The sequence below is a fragment of the Campylobacter sp. BCW_6463 genome (assembly GCF_001762785.1).
Classification (GTDB): domain Bacteria; phylum Campylobacterota; class Campylobacteria; order Campylobacterales; family Campylobacteraceae; genus Campylobacter_D; species Campylobacter_D jejuni.
Genome location: NZ_MJXL01000077.1, coordinates 50,451 through 73,674, shown reverse-complemented (window position 1 = coordinate 73,674; position 23,224 = coordinate 50,451). Strand labels below are relative to the sequence as shown.

The following is a 23,224-nucleotide window of genomic DNA, read 5'->3' as shown; positions in this document are numbered from 1 at the left end:
AAGGAAAACTATGACAAATATTCTTATGATAGAAGACGATTTAGAATTAGCAGAAATTACAGCTGAATATTTGGAAAAATTTGATATGAAAGTTGATATAGCTCATGAGCCTTATATAGGTCTTTCTAAGCTCGCATTAAAAGAGTATCAGCTTATCATTTTAGACCTTTCTTTGCCAGGGCTTGATGGGCTTGAAGTGTGTGAAGAAATTCGTAAAAAGTATGATACGCCTATTATTATTTCAAGTGCAAGACATGATATTACAGATAAGGTTAATGCTTTAGAGCTTGGAGCAGATGATTACCTACCAAAACCTTATAATCCAAAAGAATTACAAGCACGTATTAAAAGTCATTTAAGACGTATTTCAAATACAAAAAGCGCCATAGCAAAAAGTGTAAAAGATCTTGTTTATGATCAATATAAGCATATTATTACCATGAAAGGACAAGAGCTTACTTTAACTAATGCTGAATTTGATATTTTAAGCTATTTGATTAAAAAAGAGGGTGGAGTGGTAAGTCGTGAAGAGCTTGTTTATAATTGTTCTTCTATTAGTGAGGATTCTAGCAATAAAAGTATAGACGTTATTATTAGTAGAATTCGTCAAAAGATGGGAGATGATCCAAAAACTCCAAAATATATTCACTCTATACGTGGAATAGGTTATAAGCTTACTCAATGAATAAATCTTCGATTTTTTATACTATAACTTTTATTTTTATTTTTGCTGGGGTTAGTGTTATACTAGGCTTTTTGTGGCTTATAGAATACGATCAGCAAAATTATACTAGAGAATTAAATACAAAATATTCTTTAATAGCTAATGCAAGACTCTTAAATTTTGCAGGAGTTATCAGCGAAAAAGAATTTGAAGAGCAGACAAAAAATTATAATAAAATGGATGAGATAACAGAAGCAAAGCAGATCCGTAAAATTCTTTTTAGAGGTGATGTTTTAGCTAGGGTTGAGGTTAATAATGGCTTAATCGAGATTATTTCTTATAATAGACAGGTGTATTTAAATATTATTTATGATGGAAAGGTTTATCTTTATAAAGATCAAGATTATCAAACCTATAGGTATTTTATTATCAAAGCTATAGCTGTAGCTATGATTTGTATTCTTGTATTGCTTTATATTTATATATTTAAAAAATTAAAACCACTCAAAAGACTTAAAAAACAAATTGATAAATTTGCCCAAGGAAAGCTTAGTGATATAGAAGATGTAAGCACTGGGGTGGATGAAATTTCACAAGTAAGTGAAGCTTTTTATCAAGCCATTGTTCAAATTCGAAAGCTAAACCAATCTCGTCAGTTTTTTTTAAGAAATATTATGCATGAACTCAAAACTCCTATTACTAAAGGGCTCTTAACGTTAGAAATGATAGAAGATAATAAATATAAAGAGCGCTTAAATGGGGTTTTTACTAGACTTGAAATTTTAATTAATGAATTCGCTGCTATTGAGCAAATTACTTCAGGGGCTGCTTTTATAAATAGAAAAAAATACAATATTTTAGATGTTTTAGATGAAGCCAAAGAAATTGCAATGCGAGATGATAGCAATATACGTATTTTTATGGAAGAAAGTTTTTTTGTAAATGTGGATTTTAAACTTTTTACTACAGCGATTAAAAATATGATAGATAATGGTATTAAACATTCTGAAGATGGGTTTGTGCAAATTGATATTATAGACGATTATATTTGTTTTAAAAATCGTGGTCCTGAGCTTAACAATACTTTAGAATATTATACTCAAGCTTTTACTCAAGGATCAAAACAAAAATCAAGTTTTGGATTAGGGCTTTATATTGTAAATACTATTTTAGAAACACATGGAATGAAGCTTGATTATTTATATGAAGATGGGGTAAATTTGTTTTATTTTAGAAATTTAAAAAGTGTTATTGTTAAGGAGTAAATTAATTTTTTGTATAAAAAATGCATTTTTGTGTAAAAACCCTTGACAAAGTTTTTTAATTTCACTATAATTACATTTTACTTTTAAATATTCCGGATTAGCTCAGCGGTAGAGTAGTCGGCTGTTAACCGATTGGTCGTAGGTTCGAATCCTACATCCGGAGCCACTTTTTAACTCCATTTTTAATATTCGTAAATGTATTTTAACATAAAAAATTAATAAGTCTTTATCACAAAAAATTGTGATAAAGTTTTTATTTTGTTTGTTTAAGATTTTTGACAATTTTATCTATTTTTTTACTTGCCTTTTGATAATCCCCATCTTTAAGTTCTTCTAAAGCTTCAATAGCAAAATCAAAATCACCAAGTTCGTTATCATTAGAATCTTCTTGAAGATTTTTGACAATTTTATCTATTTTTTTACTTGCCTTTTGATAATCCCCATCTTTAAGTTCTTCTAGGGCATTAACAGCAAAAGAAAAATCTTCAACTTCATTAAGATAAGCTTCTATAGCTTCTTTTACTATAGCTGATTTTGGCTTAGAAAGATTTTTACTTAAATTATCCAAACGCTCCTTAAGCTCTAAAGGCATTCTAAAAGAATAAGTTTTTACATTGTGTTTCATTTTATCCTCCTTAAGAATGTTTTTTGTAAAATTTTATAATTTGCTTACAAGTTTTGCAGGTAAATTTGTGACCTTGTAGTTCTATTTTTTGATGAATATTATAAGGAACATCGTGAATTTTACCAGGACAATTACAGGTATAAAGATAAAATTGTGGATGCTCATTATCTTCATCTTCTGCTGCTTCAAAGCTAATATCACTGCCATCATCTGTAGACAAAGAAGAACTTCTCCATTTTTCAACTTTCATGTCTTCGTATAGTATGTGTTCTAAAAGCCACTTTTTAGCCACTATATAAAGTTTTTCTTTAAGATCATTGGTTGATTTGATATCTTTGATTAAATTAATCATGGTTTGGATGATTTCTTTATGTATTTTTCGATGTTCTTCTAAATTTGGATAGCCTATTAGCTGCATGTATTTTTCTTCATCATTAAAGTGATCTTTCATATAATTAAAAAATTCAGCCAAAAGTTCTTTGACTTCATTTTTACTTACAGATCTATCTGATACAACTTCAACTTTTGCAGCAAGTTCAAAAAGCTTTTTATGTTGCTCGTCAATTTTAGCATTGTGCACACTATAGCTATTATCCCATTTTGGAAGCATTTTAACTCCTTAAGGAAAAATTTATTTATATAAAAGGATTATAGATAAAAATAAATTAAATAAAAATGAAATTTTATTAAATAATTGATAAGAATTTTGATACAATGATATATATTTTAAGAGATTTGAAGTTAGAAAGATTTAAATTATGGCTGTTAAAATTTTACTTTTAGAAGATGATTTGAGTTTGAGTGAGATCATTGAAGAGTTTTTAAATGATGAAGGATATGAAGTATTTTTATGCAATAATGCGCAAGAAGCTTTAGATATAGCTTATGAAAGATATTTTGATCTTTGGATTTTAGATGTAAAAGTTCCTTTAGGAGATGGATTTTCATTGCTTAAAGAATTAAGAAAAAGCGGAAAGCAAACCCCAGCAATTTTCATGACTTCTTTAAACACAACAAACGATTTAAAACAAGGTTTTGATGCAGGTTGTGACGATTATATAAAAAAACCTTTTGAACTTGCTGAGCTATCTATTAGGGTTAAAGCTTTGCTTAAAAGAGCTTTTTCACATAAAAATGAAGATTTTGAAGATTTAGGGGATGGATTTAGATTTGAATTTACTACACAAATTCTTTACTATAATAATAAAGCCTTGACTTTACCGAGTAAAGAAATTAAGCTTTTGTCTTTATTACTTAAAAATAAAAACAACTTTTTAAGCACAGAGAGAATTTTTGAAGAACTCTGGGATTATGATGAGGAGCCTAGTGAGCTAAGTTTAAGGGCTTATGTGAAAAATTTACGTAAAATTTTAGGAAAAGAAAAAATTATAAATCAAAGAGGCAGGGGATATTGCTATGGCTAAAAAAGTCATTAGGCAAATTTTATTAATCTATCTAACAACTACAGGTATTTTTTTAACTATTTTTTTTGCATTATGGTATCAAAAATTATATGAAGAATTAGTTGTTTTAAAGGGTGCCACTTTGAGAGAAAATCATAGAAATATTGTTATAAGCATCTTAAATTCTCGTTTTACCCCTATAGATATAAGTGCAAAAAATATTGCTCAAAGCACAGCATTAAAATTTGCTATATTTGATACTAAAAAGATTGTTTTTAGTAATATAGATTTTGATTTAAGAAAGGCAAAGATAGAGCTTAAAGGTAGAGGTATTTGTGATAATAAGGTTTTTTTTCTTGCTCCTATGAGTGCAGATCATTATTTTTTAAGACATGCTAGCAATGAAGAAGTAAATACTAACGATGGTTTGCAAATTTTAATACAGGGTGAAGATGTTGGTAAAGATCTTTTTTGGATTAGAACGAAAGTTTTTGGTTTTGCTATTATGGCTTTTTTCATATTGGGCTTAATATCTTATATTCTAGTAAAAATTGCTCTAAAGCCTTTAGAGGATAAAATCAGCACACTAAATCGTTTTATTAAAGATTCAACTCATGAACTCAATACCCCATTAAGTATTATTTTGATGAGTATAGAACAACTTGATCATCAAAATTTAGGAGATAATGCTAAATTTACAAGGATTAAGCTTGCTGCAAAAAGTTTGTCTCAAGTGTATTCTGATCTTGTTTTTTATAATTTTCCTAATACCTTAGAAACAGAAAAACAAAAATTTGATTTAAGAATGCTACTTGAAGAAAGATTGGAATATTTTAAAGTATTTTTTGAGCAAAAAAAAATTACACTAAAGCTTGATTTAAATCAAGCAAATATTTTTGCCTCTAAAAATCAAATTTCTAAATTGATTGATAATCTTATAAGCAATGCTATTAAATACAATAAAAAAGGTGGAGTAATTTCTATAATTTTGAAAGCCAATTTTTTAAGTATTGCGGATACAGGTTGTGGAATTTCAAAGTCAAATTTAAATCAAATTTTTGATAGATATACAAGATTTAATACCGATCAAGGAGGATTTGGTATAGGGCTTTCTTTGGTAAAAAAAGTTTGTGATGATAATGATATTAAGATTATTTGCGAATCTGTAGAAAATCAAGGGAGTGTTTTTAAATTAAATTGGTAATCAGCAAGAATTTTTCTTGCTGATTAGAGGTTAGAGCAGATATTACATCATTCCGCCCATACCACCCATTCCTCCCATACCGCTCATATCTGGCATAGCAGGTTTATCTTCTTTAATTTCACTAATTGTTGCTTCTGTGGTTAAAAGCATACTAGCTACAGAAACTGCGTTAAGTAAAGCTACTCTTTCTACTTTAACAGGGTCGATAATTCCACTTTCAAGCATATTGACATATTCACCTTTTGCAGCATCAAATCCTGTGTTTTCATCTTTAGCATTTTCTACACTATTTACAACCACACCTGCATCAAATCCTGCATTTTCAGCAATTTGTCTTAAAGGTGCTCTTAAAGCTCTTTCAACGATAGCTGCACCAATTGCTTCATCACCTTTTAAATCAAGTTTGATTTTAGCTTTTGCTTTGATAAGTGCTGCACCACCACCGATTACTATACCTTCTTCCACTGCTGCTTTGGTAGCACTTAAAGCATCATCAACGCGATCTTTTTTCTCTTTCATTTCAGTTTCAGTTGCTGCGCCTACTTTAATAACTGCAACACCGCCACTTAATTTTGCAAGTCTTTCTTGCAATTTTTCTCTGTCATAATCTGAAGTTGTTTCAGCAATTTGTGCTTTGATTTGATTTACTCTTGCATCGATATTTGCTTTTTCACCTGCGCCATTTACTATGGTTGTATTGTCTTTATCGATAATTACGCTAGAAGCTTGTCCAAGATCTTGTATGGTCGCACTTTCAAGAGTTCTTCCAAGTTCTTCAGAAATCACTTCTCCGCCTGTTAAAATTGCTATATCTTCAAGCATAGCTTTCCTTCTATCGCCAAAACCTGGAGCTTTTACGGCTGAAATATTAAGAACACCGCGAAGTTTATTTACAACTAAAGTTGCAAGCGCTTCACCTTCAATATCTTCAGCGATAATTAAAAGTGGTTTGCCTGTTTTTTGAATTTGTTCTAAAACCGGTAATAAATCTTTTAAATTTGCAATTTTTTTATCAAAAAGCAGGATATAAGGGCTTGAAAGCTCTACGGTCATTTTTTCTGCATTAGTGATAAAATAAGGGCTTAAATAACCTCTGTCAAATTGCATACCTTCAACTACATTTAATTCATCATTGATTGATTTTGCCTCTTCAACAGTGATAACACCATCTTTGCCCACTTTTTCCATAGCATCAGCGATTAAATTTCCGATTTTTTCATCAGAGTTGGCTGAGATTGTAGCAACTTGTGCAATTTCTTTTTTATCTTTTACTTCGCGAGAAAGTTTTTTAAGTTCGCCTACTATAGCTTCGCAAGCCTTATCCATACCGCGTTTTACTTCAATAGGATTTGCGCCTGCTGTGATATTTCTTAAACCTTCTTTGAAAATTGCATGAGCTAAAACCGTTGCAGTAGTTGTTCCATCCCCTGCTTGATCAGCTGTTTTGCTTGCTACTTCTCTTACAAGTGAAGCACCCATATTTTCAAGACTGTCTTTAAGTTCTACTTCTTTAGCAACACTTACGCCATCTTTAGTAATGCTTGGAGCACCAAAGCTTTTTTGTATTAAAACATTGCGTCCTCTTGGCCCCATAGTTACTTTTACCGCGTCATTAAGTTTTTTAACGCCCTCATAAAGTTTATTTCTTGCTTCATCTGAAAAAATAATTTCTTTTGCCATTTTTTATCCTTTTTATAAATTATTTTAAAATTCCTAAGATATCATCTAAATTTAAAACTAAATATTCATTATTATCAAGTTTAATTTCTGTTCCACCGTATTTAGCAAACACGATTTTATCACCATTTGCAATATCAGTGATTTCTTTACTTGCTGCCACTACTTCACCCATTAAAGGCTTTTCTTTAGCATTATCTGGTATAATTATGCCTGAGGCTGTTGTTTTGGTTTCTTCAACGCGTTTAACTAGAACACGCTTTCCTAAAGGTTGAAAATTCATTTTTGTCCATCCTTAAAAATATTGATTTTAGCACTCTTTTATTTAGAGTGATAAAATCATACTATAAAAAATGAATTTTGTCAATACTTTAAATTAAAATATTTATAAAAGTTTAGTTTTATAGACTAAAGTTATTTTATAAAATAAACTAAAGGATAAAAATGAAAAAGATTTTTTATGGAGTTATAGCTTTTGTTGTTGTGCTTTTAATTGCTATTTATACCATACTTTTCACAAGTTTTGGTAATAATATAGTGGCAAATATAGCACAAAAAAAAATCAAAGAAAGTGCGAGATTAGATGTAAATATCACGCATTTTAATTTACGTTTTTCAAGTCTTGAACTGCAAGCAAATATCGCAAATATGGCAGATTTTAATCTTAAGGGAGCTTTGAGTCCTTTTAAGCTTGGATTTGATCTTGACTATCTTATTTCTTTAAATCAAAATTATGCTAAAAATTTAGGTTTAAATTTAAATCAAAACCTTTCTTTTGGCGGTAAGATTCAAGGTAAAGCAAGTGATTTTACTTTAGATGGAAAAGGTTATTTATTAGGTTCAAATGTACTTTTAAATGCAAGAATGTATAATTACAATCCTATTGCTTTAAATTTAGATGCGCAAAATCTTAAGGTAGAAGAAATACTTCATCTTTTATCTTACCCTAGTTACGCTAAAGGTTTTTTAAATGCTCAAGCAAAAATTTCAGCACAGGATTTAAAACCTGATGGAAATATTATCATAAAACTTGATACAAGTTATATAAACTATGAGGCGATAAAAAAAGATTTTTCTTTAGACTTGCCTTTAAATTCTAATCCTAAAGCAGAAATTTTGGCCAATGTTAAAGAAGATAAGATTTATGCTGTAAGTAAAATTTACAATGATTATCTTAACTTACAAACCCAAAAAACTCTTTATGATATTAGCAAGAATGCTTTAAGTACTGATTTTAATTTAAGTATTCCTTCTCTTGCAAAGCTTGAAAAACTTACAAAAACTAGACTAAATGGTAGTTTGGGTGTGATAGGTCAAACAAGTGTTGTAAATAATGCCTTATCAAGTTTAAATGCTCAAGTTATCGGACTTGGTGGAGAGGTAAAGGCAAGTTTGAAAAATAATAAAATTTTTGCAGATATTAATGAAGCAAGTTTGGAAAAATTATTAGCTCTTGCAGGATATGGAGCTTTGGTTTCTGGAAATTTAAATGCTAAGCTTCTAAATGCGGATTTAGATTTTTCTAATTTCGATCTTGAAGCAAAAATAAACAATGCAAAGATTAACACCAATGAGCTTAAAAAAATAGCCAAAATAGAACTTCCAAATACAATTTTTAGTCTTGATACTAAAGCAAATGCAAAAAATAGCAATATTTCTTACAATGCTTTACTTGCTTCAAATTTGCTTAATATTAAAAAACTTCAAGGAACTTATAATTTAAAAAATAGTGAGTTAAATACAGATTTAAATGCTTTTATTGATGACTTGTCTCAGTTTAGTACTATAGCAGGACAAAAATTACAAGGTAAGGCAGATCTTACTGCAAAAGCTCATATTATAGGCACTCAAATACAAAATTTAAATGCAAATGCAAATTTGGCAGATGGTGTAATCAAGGCTGATTCAAATGGTAAAAAACTTGATTTAAACATTGATAAACTTGATTTATCTAAACTTTTTGTTATAGCAGGTATGCCAAATTATGCCAGTGGAATTGTTAATGCAAAAGTTAATTTAGATAATATCGATTTTAACAACCTTAATGGTAAAGCAAATTTAGAAGCTAAAGGTATTTTAAATGTTACAACTTTAAGTAACATTTTAAATAAAAATTTTCCAAACAATACAAGTTATGATTTAAATACCAAAATTAATTTTAAAAATAATATCGCTCAATTTGATTCCGTTTTAAATTCATCTTTAGCTGATCTTACAAAACTACAAGGAAGTTTTGATATAGGCAAAATGCTTTTAAATTCGGATTTTAGTCTAAAGATAAATGATTTTTCAAAACTAGGCTTTTTGTTGGATAGAAAACTTAAAGGTAAGGCAGAATTTAATGGAAAGGTAGGTTTTGATAAGAGTTTAAATTTTGTTGTAAATAGTCCAAATTTATTTGAAGGGAAGCTTCAAAGCACACTTAAAAATAACCTTTTGCTTGCTGATTTAAATGGAGTGGATTTAAGTAGTCTAGCTCAAAGTTTGGACTTTATGGATGTTTATCAAGGCAAGGCAGATGTGAAGGCAAATTACAATCTTTTAAGCGAAGAAGGCGAGGTTAATTTGGACATGAAAGAGGGTAAATTAAAACCAAATCTTATTACCAATGCTTTAAAAATTTTAATGCTAAAAGATATTACAAATGATGTTTATCGCACTGTTAATGCTAAAGCTTTGATTAAAAAAGAAAATATCAAACTTGATCTTAATATGCAAGCGGATCGTTCTTATATTTTAGTACAATCAGGAGCTTTAAATTCTAAAAGCGGGGCTTTAAATTTGCCTTTTGATATTAAACTCGATAGAGCCAATTTTAAAGGAAGCATTACAGGAACTACGGAAAACCCTAAAGTAAATTTAAATGCAGGAAGTGTGTTAAATTCTATTAAAAATGTAGTAGGTGGTGGTGTGAGTGATGGTGCTAAAAGTACAGGCGATAAAGTAGATAAAGCGGTAAATAAATTATTAAATAAGATTTTTTAAGGTAAAAAATGTTTAATGGACTCATAAGAGAAATTGCTAAAGTTCAATCTTATCAAAACAATACTTTAAGTTTAAAAGCAAAATATCGCCCAAATCTTGGCGATAGTATAGCTGTGAATGGAGCTTGTTTGAGTGTGACAAAACTTTATGAGGGAGGTTTTGAAGTGGAGCTTTCTCGTGAAAGTCGCACTCATATAGCTATAGAAAATTTAAAAGATAAAGTTCATATAGAATCTGCTTTAAGATACGGTGATAGAATTGATGGACATCTTATGCAAGGACATATTGATTTTATTGGCACACTTGAAAAAATTCAAAAAGATGAAAATGGAGTAGATTTTCATATATCTTTACCTAAAGAAGCTATGAAATTTATAGCAGAAAAAGGAAGTATAGGCGTTGATGGAGTAAGTCTTACTATCAATGAAATTTTAAAAAATGGTATCAGGCTTACTATTATTCCTATTACCTTTAAAGAAACGCTTTTTAAAGACTATCAAGTAGGTAGAAAAATCAACATAGAAAGTGATTTGCTTGCTCGTTATATTTATGCACAATTACAAGGTAAAAACAAAGGATTGTCATGGGAAGAAGTGGAAAGAATTTCTTATCTTTATTAGAAAATGATAAAGTCGGTATTTTTTGCGCTTTTGATAAGGATTATAATGTTTTTAGAGCTAAAATTTATAATGAGAATTTATTTTCTCATTTAGGTTTTAAAGACATTGAAAAATGTGTTTTTATGGATCAAATTCACTCCCATAAAGTTATTATTTATGATAAAAATTTAAAAAATCTCAGTTGTGATGGACTTATAAGCAAGGAAAAAAATACTGCTCTTTGTGTTTTAAGTGCGGATTGTTTGCCTTTAATTTTATATCATGAAAGTGGTATTATAGCAGCTTTGCATTCAGGTAGAAAAGGAAGCTTTGAAAATATCCTAAAAGAATGCGTTGATCAAATTGCTATGCAAAATTCACATTTAGATAAAAATAAATTTCATCTTTTTATCCTGCCTGGAATTTGTGCTAAAAATTATGAAATAGATGGAGAAATTTTAGAATTTGCTAAAAAAGAATTTAAAGAATTTGTTCAAGACGATAAACTTGATTTAAAAGCTTTAGTAAAATTTCAAGCGCAAAATTTAGGCATTGAAAATATTAAAGATTGTGGAATTTGTAGCTTTGATGATGAGAGTTTTTTTTCTTATCGTCGAGATAAAACGACTAAGCGTTTTGTGAGTGTGGTTTATTTAAAGGATTAAAATGTACGAAAGAAAAGATTTAAGAGTGTTAAAAATCATTCAAAAAGCTAGAGAATTTGGCGATGGGGATTTGCTAAATGAAGCTTTGGTGAAACAATTGATTGATGCAGATTTTTGTGAAATTAATGAAAAAGAAAAAGAAGAGCTTGCAACTCTTCTAAATTCTTTAATCAATGCGAAAGATAAAGCGTTATTGAGTAATTAAAATTCTATATAGTTTTCAAAATCTTCTTCTTTTGGAGGATTAGGTTGATTTGAAGCTAGGGCTTCTTTAACAACCTGGTCGTATCCAGCTATGATATGCTTAAAATTCTCTTTCGCTTTTCCACTAAGTTCTGATTTGGTGATTTTTACAACAGATGCAGGATTTATAGCTCTATTATTTAAATATACTCCAAAATGCAAATGAGGACCTGTGCTCATACCTGTTGAACCAACATATGCAATTACTTGTCCTTGATTTACCTTTTGTCCGTTTTTAATTTTTGCAAAACGACTAAGATGAGCATATAAAGTCATATAACCTGAGTCATGCTTGATTTGAATTACATTTCCATAACCACCTTTTGTGCCTATAAAGGTTACTACTCCTTTGCCAGCACTTTTCACAGGAGTTCCGGTAGGTGCAGCATAGTCTATACCAAGATGGGCGCGATAGCGTTTTAATATAGGATGATATCTTGCTGTTGTAAAAGGAGAAGAAATTCTAGTGTAATTCACAGGTTTTGTAAGTAAAAAAGATTCCAATTCTTTGCCATCACGATCATAGAATATATCATTATAAGAAAAGACTTCTCTTGCGCTTTTATTGATTTCTACCATTGCCATTTTTATATTTATATCACCCCAAAGTTTACCCATGCGTCTTTTTTGTTCATAATATAGGGTTACTTCATCACCTTTTTGGATATTGTGAAAATTTATACTTCCTCGAAAAGCACGAACCATAGCACGAGCTAAAGTGCTGCTACCACTTTCTTCATAGACATCTTGATAAGCAGAGCTTTTAATGGTTAAATGTAAAATTCTATCTTCTTTTTGATAAGATACAGGAGTAAAAGCAAGAGTGTATTGTCCACCTTTATCTTTATAGATATGAATTTGTAAATCATCACTAATTGGAATTAAAACTTGTTCTATGTTGTTGTTTTCATCTTTTAAAACTTGATATTTTATTTTGTAGGCTATATCAGAAGCAAGCTCTTGATCTTCTCTATCAAGTCCATAATAAAGCGACATAGGTATGGAATTTCTTTGTAAGAATTTAAGTAAGGTATCTCCATTATCCCAAGTTAGCTCTTCAACACTTAAAGCTGCAAAACTTTGAATAACAAAAATAAATAAAAGTAATAATTTTTTCATGAGATAACCTTAATTTTTAAAAGAATTTTGAAATTTTGAAAGCTATATTTTACTTTATTTTTCTTACAATTGCTTAACAAAAAAGGATTATAATTCTATAAATTTTTATTTAAGGAGTAAATTTGTTTAAAACTATAGTGTGTTTTTTAGCTTTAAACCTTAGCCTCTTTGCGGTTGGATTTGATTTAAAACCTATAAAAAGTAAACTTGTAAAAGTTGATGATATTTATGGCTATATTAAAGATAGTGATGATATAAAACTTTATTCAAGTGGTGTAGTAGTGCAACATTTTAGCAATTCGCAAAGTATCATCGCTAGAGCAAGTGTTATAGATAAAAAAAATGGTTTGGCAAAATTAGAATTTAGTGTTTTTTCAGCTCTTAAGCAAGATGCTTTGCCTTTACCAAATGTTTTACCTAAAGTAGGTGATGAGGTTGTTTTAAATTTTCTTTATGATAGAGGATTGGTAATTGCTCCTGATGAACAAACTTATAATGAACTTGTTAGAGAATTTCCGCAGATATATTTTACCCATATTGACATTTTTGGAGCACAATTAATTAGAACGGCCACTCTTTCTCCTAAGCGTTCAGATTTTAGGCAATTTTGTGATGATAATGCGGTTGGCATTTTGGTTGTGGCTTTGGAAAATCAAGCAGAAGTTGTGGATTGTCAAGATTTTAATAAGCTTTATGAAGTGCCTATAAGCAAGCCAACTAGCGTTCAGGTTCCTTTTTATTCTCGTATAGGTGGATATAAAAGTAATTTTTTTGATTTTAACTCTCAAGAAATAGGAAATTATTATAGGTATTATGATGCTTTGATTAATCTTCCTAAGGTGCAATAAACATGAAAAAAGAATTTGAACAATATTTTAAACGATTTTTAGGAGAAGAAAACGCTTATTTTGATGAAATTCACAAAAGAGCTTATAGCTATGATGCGACAAAAAAACATTATTTACCCGATGGGGTTCTTTTTCCAAGACATGAAGAAGATATTGCTCAAATTTTAAAATTTTGCAATGAAAATAATATCATAGTCATACCACGAGGCTCAGGATCTGGTTTTACAGGAGGAGCTTTAGCTGTTAATGGCGGGGTGGTGCTTGCTTTTGAAAAGCATATGAATAAAATTTTGGAAATTGATCTTGAAAATTTAGTGGCTGTTGTGCAACCTGGGGTTATTAATATACATTTACAAAAAGAAGTGGCTAAATACGGACTTTTTTACCCGCCTGACCCTGCTAGCATGGAGTATTCTAGCTTAGGGGGTAATGTAAGCGAAAATGCTGGGGGAATGAGAGCTGCAAAATATGGCATTACAAAAGATTATGTGATGGCTTTAAGGGCTGTTTTGCCTAGCGGAGAAATCATTCGTGCAGGAAAACGCACTATTAAAGATGTGGCAGGTTATAATTTGGCAGGAATTTTAATCGCTAGTGAAGGTTCTTTGGCAGTTTTAAGTGAGCTTACTTTAAAATTAATGCCTTTACCTAAATTCAAAAAAACCGCTTTTGCTATTTTTCCAAGTATAAAAAGTGCTATGAATGCGGTTTACAAAAGTCTTGCTAGCGGCGTAAGTCCTGTATCTATGGAATTTTTAGACAATCTTAGCATTAGAGCGGTTGAGAGTAAATTTAATAAAGGTTTGCCTATAGAAGCTGGCGCTATTTTGATTGCTGATGTGGATGGTAATGTTAAAGAAGCTATTGATGAGGATTTAAGAAATTTAGAACATTATTTTTTAGAAGCTGGAGCTAGTGAATTTAAAATAGCAAAAGACGAACAAGAAGCCGCAGATATTTGGTTTGCTAGAAGAAATTGTTCTCAAAGCATTTCCATGTATGGAACTTTAAAACTTAATGAAGATATTACAGTTCCGCGTTCTAAACTACCTGCCTTGCTTGAAGGTATAGATGAGATTTCTAAAAGATATGGTTTTAAAATTCCTTGTTTTGGGCATACAGGGGATGGAAATGTGCATACTAATGTGATGGTTCCTGATAAAAATGATCAAGAGCAAGTGAAAAAAGGCTATGAAGCTGTGGAAGAGATTTTTAAATTAACAGTGAAACTTGGAGGAACTTTAAGCGGAGAGCATGGTATCGGACTCTCTAAAGCACCTTTTATGAATTTAGCTTTTTCTGAAGCCGAAATGAATTTAATGAGAAATATTAAAAAAGCTTTTGATCCAAATAATATACTAAATCCTTTTAAAATGGGACTTTAGAAGGTGAAAAATTTTTTTACTATTTTGCTAAATTTGCGTGATAAGGAAATTTTAAATTATGCAGCAGCGCTTAGTTTTTATACTGTATTATCTTTAATACCTATTTTATTTGTATGTTTTTCTGTTTTTACGCAAATTTCTAGTTTTAAAGCTTATTATGAAAAAGCAAAGCAAGTAATTTTTGCTTTTTTAATACCAACGCAACAAGATGTTGTTGCTACTTACATCGATACTTTTTTAAAAAATAGTGTAAATTTGGGTATTGTAGGTCTTATTGCTATGGCATTTACTTCTTTAGCTTTTTTTTCAGGCTATGATTTTGTAATCAATCGTATTACTAAAAATGAACCTAAAGGACTTTGGCAAAGCATTAGTTCTTATTGGACTCTTTTAACTCTTGTTCCTTTGGGGCTTGGGCTTAGTTTTTATATTTCAGGTTTTATCCAACAAGCTTTAGATGATTATAAAATAGGGTTTAATTTTTTTGAAATTTTACCCTTTGTAATTATTTGGGGTTTATTTTTTATATCTTATTCAAGTTCTGTTCATAAGGGAACTCTTAAAAGTTTAGCTTTAGTATCTTTTGGAGCGGGTGCTATTTGGTATATAGGAAAAAATTTATTTGTATATTATGTGGTATATAATAAAACATACGCTAGTGTTTATGGATCTTTTTCTACTATTTTATTCTTTTTTATTTGGATTTATATTTCTTGGATTATTTATCTTTTTGGGCTTAAACTCTATTATTTTCTAAATTACAATCATAATGAAGGGAATAAAATTCGCAAAAATACAAAGAAAAGCTAGATATTTAAATCGTACAGAGATTAAAGAAGCAATAAGATAACTTATAAAAATCCAAAATGGGATATGGATATTAGTTCCATAAATTTTAAATTTAAAAAATTCATCTAAGATAAAATTGAGCAAATCTCCATAGTTTATAAGATGCAAAAATAATACTAAAGGATAAAATATTACAAAAATTCCACTCAAAATAATACCTAAAATTTGTTGGTAGCTTATAAGTGGAAAAAAATAAAGCACAGGTAAAACCATAGCAAAAAAAGTCCAAATATTAAGCAAAATAATATTTATAAGATTATTAAATTTATTTGCAAAATGATGCATTTATAAAAAAATATAAAAAACACCTAAAATAGAAAATAAAAATCCAATGCTAAATAAAAGTCTAGGGTAAAGAGAAATGCATAATAAAATACTACAAAAAAGCGTAAAGAAATTAATAATTTTTATATTTTTACACAATAGATAAAAAACCCAAAAAGCCATAATCAAGGAGCGCACAAAAGAAGGGACAAATCCTATTAAACAAGCATAAGCTAAAAGTAGTGTAAAAATTAAAATACTTAAATCTAAACGTAAATTTCTATAAGGAAAATATCTTTTTTGGAAAAAACTATAAATTGGAGCTAAAATAAAGAAAATTAAACTAAAAAGCAAGCCTATGTGATAACCGCTAATTGCTATAAGGTGTGCTATGCCGTAGTAATTTACATCGTTTCTAAGCTCTAAAGATATGGGCAGTGCAAAAAATAAAGCACCATAAAATTCTTTAATTTTTTCATTTGTATGTTGATTTAAGAAGTAAGATATAATGGGATTGTATTCTTTTTCTTTTAATTTTTTAAAATCATAAGAAGGTGCATAAAAACTTTTGCTCAGATAGTCTTTAAAGTTAATATTATGGGTGATAATTCTAAGGCTTAAAAGTTGATTCTTGCTTAAATTTAAATCCTTAAAACTTGTAGTATAAAAAGTGAAGTTTTCAGTTTGTAGCTTTAAAACCCAGTATTTTTTATTTTTTTTATTATATTTTATATATTGGTGCGTTAATAGAGCGTTACTTATAAAGTAATGTTTTTGGTTTTTAAAGTTTAAAAAATTATTATATTCTAAAAGGATATTAAAAATAAAAATAATAACAACAGATAAAAATAAATAATGAAATTCTTTAAAAGAGTAAAAAAAAGAATTCCATAGAGACATTATTTTTTGGAAAATTTACTTAAATAAAACCAAATTATTCCAGCTAAAAATAATAAAAATAAAGGAGCAGCATAAGGATATAAACTCAGTTTATCAAAAATTGCTTCAATAATATACCCAAAAGTATAAGCAGTAAAACCTAGAACAATAGCCCATGACAAACTAGCTAGAGTATTGATAATAAAAAATTTAATAAAATTATATTTTGCCATACCTGCAGCTATAGGAATGAAAGTTTTTAAACCATAAATAAATTTTTGAGTTACAAATAAAATAATTCCGTGTTGTTTTGTTTTCATCATAGCAAGGGCTAGCTTGCGTCGGTGTTTTTTAAAATAAGGCATAATATCTTTTTTATAATATTTTCCAAGTATAAAAAGCAAAGTTGAACCTATGGTATTAGCAATAAAAGCAAGAGCAATGCAAAAACTAAGATCCATTTTTCCTTGAGAACTTAAAACTCCTGCAGCTAAAATTCCAACCATTCCACCTCCTAAAGAGTAAAAGAATAAAACAATATAACCATATTTTATTAAAGTATCAATCATATCTTGCATAATAAACCTTATTTAGCGTATTCTACAGCTCTAAGTTCACGTATAACATTGACTTTAATTTCACCAGGATATTGCATTTTTTCTTGAATTTCAGCTGCTATTTCCTTAGCTAAAAGTACACTTTCATCATCATTAACAAGCTGAGCATTGGCTATGACGCGAATCTCTCTTCCGGCATTGATTGCATAGGCATTTTTAATTCCTTCTTTACTTTTAGCGATATCTTCTAGCTCACTGACTCTTTTTAAGAAAGCTTCTAACACTTCTCTTCTAGCTCCAGGTCGTGCAGCACTTAAAGTATCTGCTGCACAAACAGCTGCTGATTCTATGCTTGTAGCTTCTTCGTGTCCATGATGTGCGTAAATAGCATTGATTACTACAGGATGCTCTTTGTAGCGTTTGCAAAGTTCTGCACCTAAATCCACATGAGATCCTTCAAAATCATGGGTTAATGCTTTTCCTATATCATGTAAAATTCCCGCACGACGTGCTAAATTCTCATCTCCACCACACTCAGCAGCAATGATTCCTGCAAGGTGAGCCACTTCCAAAGAATGTGCTAAAGCGTTTTGTCCATAGCTTGCTCGGTATTTGAGTTTTCCTATGAGTTTTACAATTTCAGGGTGTATTTTATTTAAACCTAGATCCATAACTATGGTTTCGCCTTCTTCTAGAATGGCACTATCAAATTCTTTACACACTTTTTCGTGAATTTCTTCTATGCGCGCGGGTTGAATTCTGCCATCTTCAACTAAAAGTTCTATAACTTTTGTAGCAATAGCACGGCGATAAAGATTAAAACAACTTACTATAATAGCACCTGGTGTATCATCGATGATAATATCAACACCTAAAACCATTTCCAAGGTTTTAACATTGCGTCCTTCTTTACCAATGATACGTCCTTTAAGTTCATCGTTTTTAATGTTAATAACATTGATAAGTCTTTCAGCCGCAAATTCACCTGCAAAACGAGAGGTAGCTTGAGCAATGATGAAATTAGCTTTTCTTTTGGCTTCATTTTTTGCTTCTTCTTCATATTTTCTTACTATATGTGCAATTTGCTCGCGAGAATTTTCTTCTACTTTTTTAAGAATGATTGCTTTAGCTTCATTTTGTGTAAGTCCTGTAGAATGTTCTAAAATTTTTAAAACATCGTCAAGTTTTTCTTGATATTTATTTTTTAATTTATCAACATCAGATTGTAAGTCTTGAATGTGTTTTTGTGACTTACAAAGGTATTCTTTATCTTCTTTTAGTTTTTCTTCTTCTTGCTGAAGTTTTTGTTCTTTTTTAGAAAGATCATCAAATTTTTGATTAAAATCTTTTTGAATTTTGTGAGTTTTTTCTTCATATTTTTTTTTAACTTCTAATTCTGCATTAAGAATTGAATTTTTTGCATCTTTTAAAATAAGCTCTGCTTCGTATTCTATAGCTTTAGCTTTAGCTTTAGCTTGCTCTACGAAAATTTCATATTTGGCATCATTGATTTTTTTTGCAACTAAATATCCTATACCGAGTCCGACTATAGCGGCTATAAATGCGATAAGTGATTCTATCATTTTTTCTTTCTTTCTTGTAATATTTTTTATAAGGGTTTATGTATAATTTTCCTGAAATATCATGCTTTTGTGTTAGATTATTTTGACTTAAAGCATCTATACTTTGGACAAATATTATATGAGGTTTGTAATTTAAATTTTCAAAAAATCTATCATAAAAACCTTGCCCATGTCCTATTCTTTTTAAATTTTTATCGACGCCAATTACAGGCACAATAGCTAAATCAATTTTTGCTTTAAAAAAAGAATCTATAGGCTCTAAAACCCCAAACCTTTTTTTAATAAAAGGCAATCTTAATTTTACAATTTTTAAACTTTTATCTTGCATAAATGGAACAAAAAGTTTGTAATTTTTATTAAGAATATGGCGAAATTTTATTAAGTTTGGTTCATAATGCAAGGGAATAAAAATTAAAATATTTTTAGCTTTAAATAGTTTTATTATTTTAAGACATTCTTTAAATATTTTATAATCTTGTTTGAAATTTAGTTTTGAATGTTTGAAAAGGCGTATTTTTTGCAATGCCCTAAAATCTGTTTTTTCCATTAATATGCCTTTAAAAAAATATTATCTTATATATGTTATAATTTTAGCATTTTTATAAAGAAGAATAAAGGATTGATAAATAATGAAGATTAAAAAAATACTTTTACTAGTGGTAATATCTTGTTTATTTGTTGCTTGTAGCAATGATAAAGAAAAACAGCAAAATGATGTAAATTTAAGCACCGAGGCAAGTATAAATCAAAGTGATGATATGAATTTTAAACTTAATTTGATTGATGGAGGATCAATTTCAGTAAAAAAAGAAAATGCCGTTTTAAATTTCAACGATGAAGATAAGGCAACTTTGTTTGTATTTTTTACTACTTGGTGTACTCCTTGTATTGTCGAAATTCCTCATCTTAACAAACTGCAAGAAAAGTATAACAATGATTTTAATATAGTTGGAGTTTTATTAGAGGATAAGTCTAATGAGGAGATTCAAAAATTTATAGAACAACATAAAATATCTTATAAAGTCTCTAATGGTGAAAATAACTATCTTTTAGCTAAAGTTTTAGGTGGGGTAAATGGAATTCCTACCATGTTTCTTTACAACAAGCATTCTAAATTGATTAATCAGTATTTAGGGCTTATTCCTGAAGAAATGCTAGAAATCGATATACAAAAGGCTATACTTTAATGTTTAATTTTTTTAAAAAAGGACTTGCAAAAACTCTTGAAAATATTATTGGAGTTAAAGGAGAGAATAAAAAGATAACCAAAGATTTGCTTGAAGAAATTTTGCTTGAAGCAGATGTAAGTTATGAAATAGTTGAAGAGATAATTTATTATTTACCGCCTCAAAATGAAGTAAAAAAAGAAGATTTAAAGCGTGTTATGGGTTCTTATTTTCTTTATGAAAAAAAAGAAACCAATCAAGAAAAACCTTTTGTAGAGCTTATTTTAGGAGTAAATGGAGCGGGAAAAACAACAAGTATTGCCAAACTTGCTTATTTATATAAAAACCAAAATCAAAAAGTGATTTTAGGAGCGTGTGATACTTTTAGAGCAGGTGCGATTGAGCAATTAAAACTTTGGGCGCAAAAAGTGGATGTAGATATAGTTTTAACTGCACAAGGGCATGATCCTTCAGCGGTTGCTTTTGATACCATTTCTAAAGCAAAAGCAAAGGATTTTGATAGGGTTATTATCGATACAGCAGGGCGTTTGCAAAATCAAAAAAATTTAACTCATGAGCTTGAAAAAATTGTAAGAATTTCAAACAAAGCTTTAGAAGGTGCACCACATAGAAAAATTTTAGTTTTAGATGGAACACAGGGAAATGCTGGAATTTTACAAGCTAAAGCTTTTAATGAGCTTGTAAAACTTGATGGCGTGATTATCACAAAGCTTGATGGGACTGCTAAAGGGGGTGCGCTTTTTAGCATAGCAAGAGAGCTTGAACTTCCTATTTTTTACGTAGGCGTAGGTGAGCAAATGACGGATTTACAAGAATTTAATGCAAGTGCTTATTTAGATACTTTATTAGATCCTATTTTTGAATAATGGCAAAAAATAAAGCACTTTTTGAATGTCAAGCTTGTGGAAATCAACAAAGCAAATGGCTTGGAAAATGTCCTGATTGTGGAGCTTGGGATAGTTTTGTAGAATTAAAAGCTGAGCAAATTAAAGTTTTAAAAGAGCTTGCGCAAGTTAGTATGAAAACAAGTGAAGCTGTTTGTATTGAAGATGTGGAGTTAGAACATTTTGCAAGATACAGCACAGATGATAATGAGCTTGATTTGGTTTTAGGTGGAGGGCTTGTTGAAGGTTCTTTAGTGCTTATAGGTGGAAGTCCAGGTGTGGGAAAATCTACGCTTTTGTTAAAAATTGCTTCAAATTTAGCTAAACAGGGTAAAAAAGTGCTTTATGTCAGTGGCGAAGAAAGTAAAGCCCAGATTAAATTAAGAGCTGATCGTCTTGAGGCTAATACTCCGAATTTATTTTTACTTACTGAACTTTGCCTTGAAAATATTTTAGAAGAATTGCACAAAAAAGATTATAGCATTCTTATCGTTGATTCTATACAAACTCTATATTCAAATAAAATCACTTCAGCAGCAGGAAGCATCACTCAGGTGCGTGAGATTACTTTTGAACTTATGCGTGTTAGCAAGGCTTATAATATCAGTACTTTTATCATAGGGCATATTACTAAAGAAGGTGCTATAGCAGGGCCTAGGGTTCTTGAGCATATGGTAGATGTGGTGCTTTATTTTGAAGGAGATGCCACTAAAGAAATCAGACTTTTAAGAGGCTTTAAAAATCGTTTTGGTGGAACGAATGAAGTAGGTATTTTTGAGATGACTGCTAAGGGTTTGATCAGTGCAAAAGATTTAGCAAATCGTTTTTTTACTCGTGGAAAGGCTATTTCAGGAAGTGCTTTAGGTGTTGTGATGGAAGGATCTCGTGCCTTGGTTTTAGAAGTTCAAGCTTTAGTGTGTGAAAGTTCTTACCCAAAACGCAGCGCTACAGGATATGAAAAAAATCGCTTAGATATGCTTTTGGCTTTGCTTGAAAGAAAACTTGAAATTCCTTTAGGGCATTATGATGTATTTGTAAATATTAGCGGCGGAGTAAAAGTAAGTGAAACTGCGGCGGATTTGGCTGTGGTTGCAGCTATTATTTCAAGTTTTAAAAATCGCCCTTTGAGCAAAGATAGTATTTTTATAGGGGAGCTTAGTTTAAATGGAGAAATTAGAGAGGTTTTTAGCCTTGATATTCGTTTAAAAGAAGCTAAAATGCAAAAATTTAAAAATGCCATTGTTCCTTCTAAGCCTTTGGAAGATATAGGGCTTAAGTGTTTTGTTGCTAAAGAACTTTCGCAAGTTTTAGAATGGATGTAAATTTTCATTAAAATATAAGTAAGATTTTGCTAAAATTTCGAGTTTAGAATAAAATTTTTGAGGAAACCATGAAAGATTTATTTTTATTTAGCTCTTTGCTTGATGCAAGTCATACTTTTTCTTATTTTTTTCACATAGGTTTGGTAGCTTTAATTGCTGTTATAGTGGCTATGATGGCTACTCGTTCTATGCAACTTGTTCCACGCGGTATGCAAAATTTAGGCGAGGCTTTTTTAGAGGGAGTTTTATCTATGGGTAGAGACACCATGGGAAGTGAAAAAGGTGCAAGAAAATATCTTCCTTTGGTTGCAACTTTGGGGATTATAGTGTTTTTTAGCAATATTATAGGTATAATACCTGGTTTTCACGCTCCAACTGCAAGTTTAAATTTGACTTTGTCTTTGGCTATTATAGTTTTTGTATATTATCATTTTGAGGGTATTAGGGCGCAAGGTTTTGTAAAGTATTTTGCTCATTTCATGGGACCTATTAAACTTTTAGCTCCTTTGATGTTTCCTATAGAGATAGTCTCTCATCTTTCTCGTGTGGTTTCTTTGTCCTTCCGTTTGTTTGGAAATATTAAAGGTGACGATTTATTTTTGATGGTAATTTTAGCTTTAGTTCCTTATATAGCTCCACTTCCTGCTTATGTGCTTTTAACTTTTATGGCATTTTTACAAGCTTTTATTTTTATGATTTTAACTTATGTATATTTAGCGGGTGCAACTGTTGTTGAGGAAGGTCATTGATCTATATTTTAGAATTTTTCAAAGGTGCATCTTTAGCTTTAATGCTTTTGTGCACCTTTTTTCTCTTTTTTAAATTTATATCTTATTTTTATCTTGTTTTGGGGTTTATTTTTAGCCTGCTTTTATTTTTGGTTTTTATGTTGTTTATAGAAAACCATGAACTTAAAAATCAGAAAAAATAGTTGTTTTATAATTTCATAATTTTAAAATTAAACAAATACAAATCAAAGTCTAATATTTAAAGCCTTTTCTAAAAGAAAAAAAGATA

Annotated in this window: 23 protein-coding genes, 1 tRNA gene and 3 pseudogenes; 17 read left to right on the top strand and 10 right to left on the bottom strand. The window is 29.8% G+C overall.

What is annotated here, in order from left to right; all coding sequences use genetic code 11:
• Positions 1–10 precede the first annotated feature (10 nt).
• From AJ884_RS08655 to AJ884_RS08645, 3 genes are all read left to right on the top strand, one after another.
• The gene (locus tag AJ884_RS08655; RefSeq protein ID WP_002777451.1) at positions 11–685 is read left to right on the top strand and encodes a response regulator transcription factor; all 675 of its coding nucleotides are present in this window, start codon (positions 11–13) and stop codon (positions 683–685) included.
• Positions 682–1,929 (top strand): ArsS family sensor histidine kinase, encoded by a 1,248-nt coding sequence (locus AJ884_RS08650; RefSeq protein WP_044779058.1) that lies wholly within the window; start codon positions 682–684, stop codon positions 1,927–1,929. Before AJ884_RS08655 ends, AJ884_RS08650 begins: the two co-directional genes overlap by 4 nt.
• A gap of 91 nt (positions 1,930–2,020) precedes the next feature.
• Positions 2,021–2,095, top strand: a tRNA-Asn gene (locus AJ884_RS08645).
• An 87-nt stretch (positions 2,096–2,182) separates the two neighbouring features.
• On the opposite strand, the pseudogene AJ884_RS10320 reads toward AJ884_RS08645, so the two are convergent.
• From AJ884_RS10320 to AJ884_RS08635, 3 genes and pseudogenes are all read right to left on the bottom strand, one after another.
• A pseudogene (locus AJ884_RS10320) lies at positions 2,183–2,269 on the bottom strand (CopG family transcriptional regulator); the annotation flags it as partial.
• 45 nt (positions 2,270–2,314) lie between these two features.
• Positions 2,315–2,554: pseudogene (locus tag AJ884_RS10210) on the bottom strand (ribbon-helix-helix domain-containing protein); the annotation flags it as partial.
• A 10-nt stretch (positions 2,555–2,564) separates the two neighbouring features.
• Positions 2,565–3,164 carry a bacteriohemerythrin gene (locus tag AJ884_RS08635; protein WP_002870843.1) on the bottom strand — a complete coding sequence of 200 codons (600 nt, stop codon included), beginning with the start codon at positions 3,162–3,164 and terminating at the stop codon, positions 2,565–2,567.
• A gap of 148 nt (positions 3,165–3,312) precedes the next feature.
• Between AJ884_RS08635 and dccR the strand changes: the two genes are divergently transcribed.
• Together dccR and dccS are read left to right on the top strand one after the other, a co-directional pair.
• A complete protein-coding gene (gene dccR / locus AJ884_RS08630; RefSeq protein ID WP_070276679.1) occupies positions 3,313–3,978 on the top strand; it encodes a two-component system response regulator DccR in 666 nt (221 codons plus the stop codon).
• Positions 3,971–5,161, top strand: coding sequence for a two-component system sensor histidine kinase DccS (gene dccS, locus AJ884_RS08625; protein ID WP_070286633.1), 1,191 nt, complete (start codon positions 3,971–3,973; stop codon positions 5,159–5,161). The genes dccR and dccS overlap by 8 nt, the downstream gene beginning before the upstream one ends.
• A gap of 42 nt (positions 5,162–5,203) precedes the next feature.
• Here dccS and groL read toward each other — a convergent pair whose 3' ends face one another.
• Both groL and groES read right to left on the bottom strand, forming a co-directional pair.
• Entirely contained in the window at positions 5,204–6,841 is a 1,638-nt protein-coding gene (gene groL, locus AJ884_RS08620) for a chaperonin GroEL (RefSeq protein ID WP_044779061.1), read from the bottom strand.
• A 19-nt stretch (positions 6,842–6,860) separates the two neighbouring features.
• Positions 6,861–7,121, bottom strand: a complete 261-nt coding sequence (gene groES / locus AJ884_RS08615) for a co-chaperone GroES (protein ID WP_052834033.1) — start codon at positions 7,119–7,121, stop codon at positions 6,861–6,863.
• 161 nt (positions 7,122–7,282) lie between these two features.
• On the opposite strand from groES, the gene AJ884_RS08610 reads away from it, so the two are divergent.
• The 4 genes from AJ884_RS08610 to AJ884_RS08595 are packed head-to-tail and all read left to right on the top strand — an operon-like array spanning position 7,283 to position 11,292.
• Positions 7,283–9,823, top strand: coding sequence for a hypothetical protein (locus tag AJ884_RS08610; RefSeq protein ID WP_070286632.1), 2,541 nt, complete (start codon positions 7,283–7,285; stop codon positions 9,821–9,823).
• A gap of 8 nt (positions 9,824–9,831) precedes the next feature.
• Complete coding sequence (locus tag AJ884_RS08605; protein ID WP_052857481.1) at positions 9,832–10,443, top strand: riboflavin synthase; 612 nt, start codon at positions 9,832–9,834, stop codon at positions 10,441–10,443.
• Positions 10,407–11,087 carry a polyphenol oxidase family protein gene (locus AJ884_RS08600; protein WP_052857484.1) on the top strand — a complete coding sequence of 227 codons (681 nt, stop codon included), beginning with the start codon at positions 10,407–10,409 and terminating at the stop codon, positions 11,085–11,087. Before AJ884_RS08605 ends, AJ884_RS08600 begins: the two co-directional genes overlap by 37 nt.
• 1 nt (position 11,088) lies before the next feature.
• The gene (locus tag AJ884_RS08595) at positions 11,089–11,292 is read left to right on the top strand and encodes a hypothetical protein (RefSeq protein WP_002853612.1); all 204 of its coding nucleotides are present in this window, start codon (positions 11,089–11,091) and stop codon (positions 11,290–11,292) included.
• On the opposite strand, the gene AJ884_RS08590 is transcribed toward AJ884_RS08595, so the two are convergent.
• On the bottom strand, positions 11,289–12,449 hold the full coding sequence (locus AJ884_RS08590) for a M23 family metallopeptidase (RefSeq protein ID WP_070286631.1): 1,161 nt from the start codon (positions 12,447–12,449) through the stop codon (positions 11,289–11,291). The two genes, AJ884_RS08595 and AJ884_RS08590, sit on opposite strands and share 4 nt — an antisense overlap.
• Before the next feature lie 122 nt (positions 12,450–12,571).
• Between AJ884_RS08590 and AJ884_RS08585 the strand changes: the two genes are divergently transcribed.
• The 3 genes from AJ884_RS08585 to AJ884_RS08575 are packed head-to-tail and all read left to right on the top strand — an operon-like array spanning position 12,572 to position 15,492.
• The gene (locus tag AJ884_RS08585) at positions 12,572–13,297 is read left to right on the top strand and encodes a plasminogen-binding N-terminal domain-containing protein (RefSeq protein WP_070283112.1); all 726 of its coding nucleotides are present in this window, start codon (positions 12,572–12,574) and stop codon (positions 13,295–13,297) included.
• Between the two features lie 2 nt (positions 13,298–13,299).
• Entirely contained in the window at positions 13,300–14,682 is a 1,383-nt protein-coding gene (locus tag AJ884_RS08580; protein WP_070286630.1) for an FAD-linked oxidase C-terminal domain-containing protein, read from the top strand.
• 3 nt (positions 14,683–14,685) lie between these two features.
• Positions 14,686–15,492, top strand: a complete 807-nt coding sequence (locus AJ884_RS08575; protein ID WP_070286629.1) for a YihY/virulence factor BrkB family protein — start codon at positions 14,686–14,688, stop codon at positions 15,490–15,492.
• Here AJ884_RS08575 and AJ884_RS08570 read toward each other — a convergent pair.
• From AJ884_RS08570 to AJ884_RS08555, 4 genes and pseudogenes are all read right to left on the bottom strand, one after another.
• Positions 15,436–16,695, bottom strand: a pseudogene (locus tag AJ884_RS08570) (ComEC/Rec2 family competence protein). The gene AJ884_RS08575 and the pseudogene AJ884_RS08570 sit on opposite strands and share 57 nt — an antisense overlap.
• Positions 16,695–17,252 carry a DedA family protein gene (locus AJ884_RS08565; protein ID WP_053872364.1) on the bottom strand — a complete coding sequence of 186 codons (558 nt, stop codon included), beginning with the start codon at positions 17,250–17,252 and terminating at the stop codon, positions 16,695–16,697. The pseudogene AJ884_RS08570 and the gene AJ884_RS08565 overlap by 1 nt, the downstream one beginning before the upstream one ends.
• A gap of 8 nt (positions 17,253–17,260) precedes the next feature.
• Positions 17,261–18,814, bottom strand: coding sequence for a ribonuclease Y (rny, locus tag AJ884_RS08560; RefSeq protein ID WP_052857493.1), 1,554 nt, complete (start codon positions 18,812–18,814; stop codon positions 17,261–17,263).
• Positions 18,735–19,361 (bottom strand): 5-formyltetrahydrofolate cyclo-ligase, encoded by a 627-nt coding sequence (locus AJ884_RS08555; RefSeq protein ID WP_044779072.1) that lies wholly within the window; start codon positions 19,359–19,361, stop codon positions 18,735–18,737. Before AJ884_RS08555 ends, rny begins: the two co-directional genes overlap by 80 nt.
• Before the next feature lie 82 nt (positions 19,362–19,443).
• On the opposite strand from AJ884_RS08555, the gene AJ884_RS08550 reads away from it, so the two are divergent.
• The 5 genes from AJ884_RS08550 to AJ884_RS10205 all read left to right on the top strand — a co-directional run bounded on the left by AJ884_RS08550 (position 19,444) and on the right by AJ884_RS10205 (position 23,138).
• Complete coding sequence (locus AJ884_RS08550; protein WP_053872365.1) at positions 19,444–20,001, top strand: TlpA family protein disulfide reductase; 558 nt, start codon at positions 19,444–19,446, stop codon at positions 19,999–20,001.
• Complete coding sequence (ftsY, locus tag AJ884_RS08545; protein ID WP_053872366.1) at positions 20,001–20,867, top strand: signal recognition particle-docking protein FtsY; 867 nt, start codon at positions 20,001–20,003, stop codon at positions 20,865–20,867. The genes AJ884_RS08550 and ftsY overlap by 1 nt, the downstream gene beginning before the upstream one ends.
• Positions 20,867–22,207 carry a DNA repair protein RadA gene (gene radA / locus AJ884_RS08540; RefSeq protein WP_070286628.1) on the top strand — a complete coding sequence of 447 codons (1,341 nt, stop codon included), beginning with the start codon at positions 20,867–20,869 and terminating at the stop codon, positions 22,205–22,207. The genes ftsY and radA overlap by 1 nt, the downstream gene beginning before the upstream one ends.
• Positions 22,208–22,275: 68 nt before the next feature.
• On the top strand, positions 22,276–22,956 hold the full coding sequence (locus tag AJ884_RS08535; protein WP_002858390.1) for a F0F1 ATP synthase subunit A: 681 nt from the start codon (positions 22,276–22,278) through the stop codon (positions 22,954–22,956).
• The gene (locus AJ884_RS10205) at positions 22,953–23,138 is read left to right on the top strand and encodes a hypothetical protein (protein WP_053872368.1); all 186 of its coding nucleotides are present in this window, start codon (positions 22,953–22,955) and stop codon (positions 23,136–23,138) included. The genes AJ884_RS08535 and AJ884_RS10205 overlap by 4 nt, the downstream gene beginning before the upstream one ends.
• Positions 23,139–23,224: the final 86 nt, after the last annotated feature.